5 protein-coding genes are annotated in these 4,253 nt (G+C 69.1%); all 5 read left to right on the top strand.

Going from position 1 to position 4,253, the window contains the following annotated elements:
* A partial coding sequence (locus C4313_RS11210; RefSeq protein WP_352429942.1) for a DUF711 family protein occupies positions 1 to 495 on the top strand: 495 nt, incomplete at its 5' end.
* 84 nt (positions 496 to 579) lie between these two features.
* Positions 580 to 1,134, top strand: a complete 555-nt coding sequence (gene dcd, locus C4313_RS11205) for a dCTP deaminase (protein ID WP_352429941.1) — start codon at positions 580 to 582, stop codon at positions 1,132 to 1,134.
* Between the two features lie 210 nt (positions 1,135 to 1,344).
* On the top strand, positions 1,345 to 2,403 hold the full coding sequence (locus C4313_RS11200; protein ID WP_352429940.1) for an amidohydrolase family protein: 1,059 nt from the start codon (positions 1,345 to 1,347) through the stop codon (positions 2,401 to 2,403).
* A gap of 146 nt (positions 2,404 to 2,549) precedes the next feature.
* The gene (gene pyrB, locus C4313_RS11195) at positions 2,550 to 3,467 is read left to right on the top strand and encodes an aspartate carbamoyltransferase (RefSeq protein WP_352429943.1); all 918 of its coding nucleotides are present in this window, start codon (positions 2,550 to 2,552) and stop codon (positions 3,465 to 3,467) included.
* Between the two features lie 13 nt (positions 3,468 to 3,480).
* On the top strand, positions 3,481 to 4,253 hold a 773-nt coding region (pyrF, locus tag C4313_RS11190; protein WP_352429939.1), incomplete at its 3' end, for an orotidine-5'-phosphate decarboxylase.

The raw sequence follows: 4,253 nt of genomic DNA, 5'->3' as shown, positions 1-4,253 counted from the left end.
CGATCGGCCAGGGTGCGCTTCGCCGGGATCGATTTCTCCCTCGCCCCGTTCCCCGAGCCCGAGCGCAGCATCGGGACGGCCATCGAGGCCCTGAGCGGGGCGCCCTTCGGCCACCCGGGCACCCTGGCCGCGGTGGCCGGGCTGGCGGCCGTCATCCAACAGGCGGATTTCCCCAAGACGGGTTTCTGCGGCGTGATGCTCCCGGTGCTGGAAGACGCCCTCCTGGCCCAACGGGCGGCCGAGGGGACCTTCCGGCTCAACGACCTGCTCCTCTACGCGGCCGTCTGCGGGACCGGCCTGGATACCGTCCCCCTGCCGGGCGAGGCCTCTGAGGAAGCCCTGGCCCGGGTGTTGCGGGATCTCCACGCCCTCAGCGGCCGCCTGGGCAAGCCTCTCACCGCCCGCCTGATGCCGATCCCCGGGCGCCGGCCGGGGGATCCAATCCGCTTCGATTTCCCCTACCTGGCGCCCTCCGTCGTTATGGCCCTTCCCTGAGAAAGGGATCCCCAGGGGCGGGCGGCGAGGGACATTCGGCGGAAAATAAACCTGAGCGGAATCCTTCCAATGGAGGGGAGAGCGATGGGCCTCAAATCCGACCGCTGGATCCGGGAGATGGCGCTTCGACACCGTATGATCGAGCCCTTCGAGGAATCCCAGGTGCGGCCGGGGGTCATCTCCTATGGCCTCTCCTCCTACGGATACGACATCCGGGTGGCCGACGAGTTCAAGGTGTTCACCGATGTCTACAGCACCGTCGTCGATCCCAAGAACTTTGACCCGCGGTCCTTCGTGGACGTGCGGGGGGAGGTGTGCGTTATCCCGCCCAATTCCTTTGCCCTGGCCCGGAGCGTGGAGTACTTCCGGATCCCCCGCAACGTCCTGGTGGTCTGTGTGGGAAAGTCCACCTACGCCCGGTGCGGGATCATCGTCAACGTCACGCCCCTCGAGCCGGAGTGGGAAGGGTATCTCACCCTGGAGATCAGCAACACCACCCCCCTGCCGGCGAAGATCTACGCCTACGAGGGGATCGCCCAGGTCCTCTTCTTCGAGGCCGACGAGGTCTGCGAGCGCTCCTATCGGGAGAAAGGAGGGCGATATCAAAAGCAACAGGGGATCACCATCCCCCGCGTGTGAGTTGACAGGGCGCATGGGTTGTGGCATGATAGAGTCCCGGCATGGGCCGGGAGACGCGGGGATTGCACGCAACGCAACGGATGCACCGGTTCCCCTGGGGGGCCTCCCCTGGGGGAGCCCGGGTGGTTTTGAACGGGCACCGGGTGGAAGGAATCCCTCCCGGTGCCTTTTTTTATGCCCCGGCGCGGCCGGGTTCCAGGGAGGGCCGCGATGGTCCTTCGGTTGCCGCCTGCAGCGGACATCCACGTGCATCTGCGGGAGCCGGGTGAGACCCACAAGGAGGACTTCGCCACCGGAACGGCGGCGGCCCTGGCGGGGGGCGTGGTCACCGTGCTGGCCATGCCCAACACCCGCCCGCCTCTGACGGAGCCCGCTGCCTTCCACAAGGCCCTCCAGCGGGCCCGTCAGGCGGCCCGCTGCGAGGTCGGGCTCTTCCTCGGCGGGACGGCGGGGAACGCCGAGACGGCGGCAGCCCTGGCCGGGCAGGCTGCCGGCTTGAAACTGTATCTCGATGCCACCTACGGGCCGCTGCGCCTGGAGGGCCTGCTGGCCCTCCTGCGGCACTTCGAGGCCTGGCCGGGCCCCCGCCCCATCGCTGTCCACGCGGAGGGAAGGACCGTGGCCATGGTCCTGGGGTTGGCGGCCCTCTTCCGCAAGCCGGTCCATTTCTGCCACGTCAGCCGTCGGGAGGAGATCCTCCTGATCCGCCGGGCCAAGGAGCAGGGATGGCCGGTGACCTGCGAGGTCACCCCCCACCATCTCTTCCTGAACGAGGCCGACCTGCCCCGGCTGGGTCCCTTCGGCCAGATGCGGCCCCCCTTGGCTTCGCGGGCGGATCAGGAGGCCTTGTGGGCCCATCTCCCGATCATCGACGCGGTGGCCACCGACCACGCCCCCCACACCATCGAGGAGAAACAGGGGCCCAACCCGCCGCCTGGGGTCCCCGGCCTGGAGACGATGCTGCCGCTGTTGCTCACCGCCGTCGCCGAAGGCCGCCTGCGCCTGGAGGAGGTCGTCCGCCTGACCGCCACCGGCCCCCGGCGCATCTTCGGGCTGCTGGAGCCGCCGGAGAGCGCGGTGGAGGTTGAGTGGGGTGGCCCGTGGACGATCTCCCGGGAGGGGCTGTTCACGAAGTGTGGGTGGACGCCCTTCGAGGGCATGCCGGTGCGGGCCCGGGTCCGTCGCGTGACCCTTTGGGGGCGCGTTGTCTTCGAGGACGGCCGTGTCCTGGCTCCCCCGGGCTCGGGCCGTGTGCTCTTCGCTGCGTAGCCGAAGGCGGCCGTTGGGGGAACCGCGGGCGCCTTGCCTATGAAACACCCGATACCTGGAGGTGGAGGATGGTCACCCGAACCCGTCTGTTCCAGTTCGACGGCGTGGCCCGTCGCGAGCCGGTCAATCCCAACAACGGCTTTTACATGAAGGACATCCTCTCCGTCTCCCAGTTCAACCGGGAGAACCTGGCCTATCTTTTCGACGTCGCCGAGGAAATGCGGGAGATGGTGCGACGGATGGGGGCCTGCGACCTCCTCAAGGGCTACGTGATGGCCTGCGTCTTCTACGAGCCCAGCACCCGCACCAGTTCCTCCTTCATTGCCGCCATGGAGCGCCTGGGCGGGGCCGTCATCCCCATTACCCAGGGCGTCCAGTTCTCCTCGGTGGCCAAGGGCGAGTCCCTGCCGGACACCATCAAGACCCTGGAGCAGTATTCCGACGTCATCGTGCTGCGCCACCCCGAGGTGGGGGCTGCGCGGATCGCCGCCGAGGTGGCCGAGGTGCCCGTGATCAACGCCGGCGACGGCATTGGGGAGCACCCCACCCAGGCCCTGCTGGACCTGTTTACCATCCAGGAGGAACTGGGCCGTATCGACGGGCTGCACATCGCCATGGTCGGGGATCTCCGCTTCGGGCGCACCGTTCACTCCCTCACCAAACTGCTGACGATGTATGACGTCCGGCTCTCCTTCGTCTCGCCGGAGATCCTGCGGCTGCCCCTCGATCTGATGAACGAGGTGCGCGCCAAGGGGATTCCCGTCTACGAGACCTACGATGTGGCCGATGTGATCGAGGACGTGGACGTGCTGTATGTGACGCGGGTGCAGAAGGAGCGCTTCACCGACCTCAACGCCTACGAGCAAGTGAAGAACTACTACGTGATCACGCCGGAACTGATGCGCCGGGCCAAGGAGAGGATGATCGTAATGCACCCGTTGCCCCGGGTGGGCGAGATCGACCCGGCGGTGGATCGGGATCCACGGGCGGCCTACTTCCGCCAGGTGGCCAACGGCCTCTACATCCGTATGGCCCTGCTGGCCGCGGTGCTGGGACGGGCCTGAGGGGGAGGGGACCGTGGATTTCTTCGAGCGGCTGGGTCGGCGGACCGGCGAGGCCCGCTGGGGGTTGTGCGTGGGGCTGGACCCTGTGCCGGCGCGGCTGCCTTCTTGGGCGCGGCAGCACCCGGATCCGGCAGCGACCTTCCTGCGGGCAGTCGTCGAGGCCACCGCGGAGGTCGCGGCGGCCTACAAGCCCAACCTGGCCTTCTATCTCGCCCTGGGCCCCCAAGGCCTGGAGACCCTCCGCGCGGTCCGATCGGCCATCCCCCCGGAGATCCCGGTCATCCTGGATGGCAAGTTCGGGGATATCGGATGGACGGCCGAGGCCTACGCCCGCTTCGCCTTCGATGTCCTGCGGGCGGACGCGGTGACTGCCAGCCCCTTCCTGGGCCCGGAATCCCTGCGTCCCTTCCTGGAACGGGCGGACCGGGGGGTGTTCCTCGTCCTGCGGACCTCGAACCCGGGCGCGGAGGCGGTCCAGGAGCTCCTGGCCGGCGGCGAGCCCCTCTACCAGGCTCTGGCCCGGCGCTTCCTGGAGGAGCCGGGCTCAGAGCGGATCGGCTTTGTGGTCGGCGCCACGGTCCCCCATGCCTTGGCCGCCCTGCGCCGGCTGGCGCCGGAGCGCTGGTTCCTGGTCCCGGGGATCGGTCCCCAGGGTGGGACGGTGGAGACGGTGCGGGCCCTGGCCGGTCCGCCCGCCCTCCTGGTGGCGGCCCGGGAGATCCTGGAGGCGCCGGACCCCGGGGCAGCGGCCCGGGCGCTCCGGGACGCCATGGGCGGGCCGGTGGC

Origin of the sequence: Thermoflexus sp., from assembly GCF_040289485.1 — a bacterium.
Lineage (GTDB): Bacteria > Chloroflexota > Anaerolineae > Thermoflexales > Thermoflexaceae > Thermoflexus.
The sequence above is the reverse complement of the archived record's forward strand: the minus strand, read 5'-3'. Positions and strand labels throughout refer to the sequence as shown.

Coding starts and splice junctions, on each gene's coding strand:
- C4313_RS11200 (WP_352429940.1), top strand. CDS start 1,345: ATGGTCCTTCGGTTGCCGCCTGCAGCGGACATCCACGTGCATCTGCGG.
- dcd (WP_352429941.1), top strand. CDS start 580: ATGGGCCTCAAATCCGACCGCTGGATCCGGGAGATGGCGCTTCGACAC.
- pyrB (WP_352429943.1), top strand. CDS start 2,550: ATGAAGGACATCCTCTCCGTCTCCCAGTTCAACCGGGAGAACCTGGCC.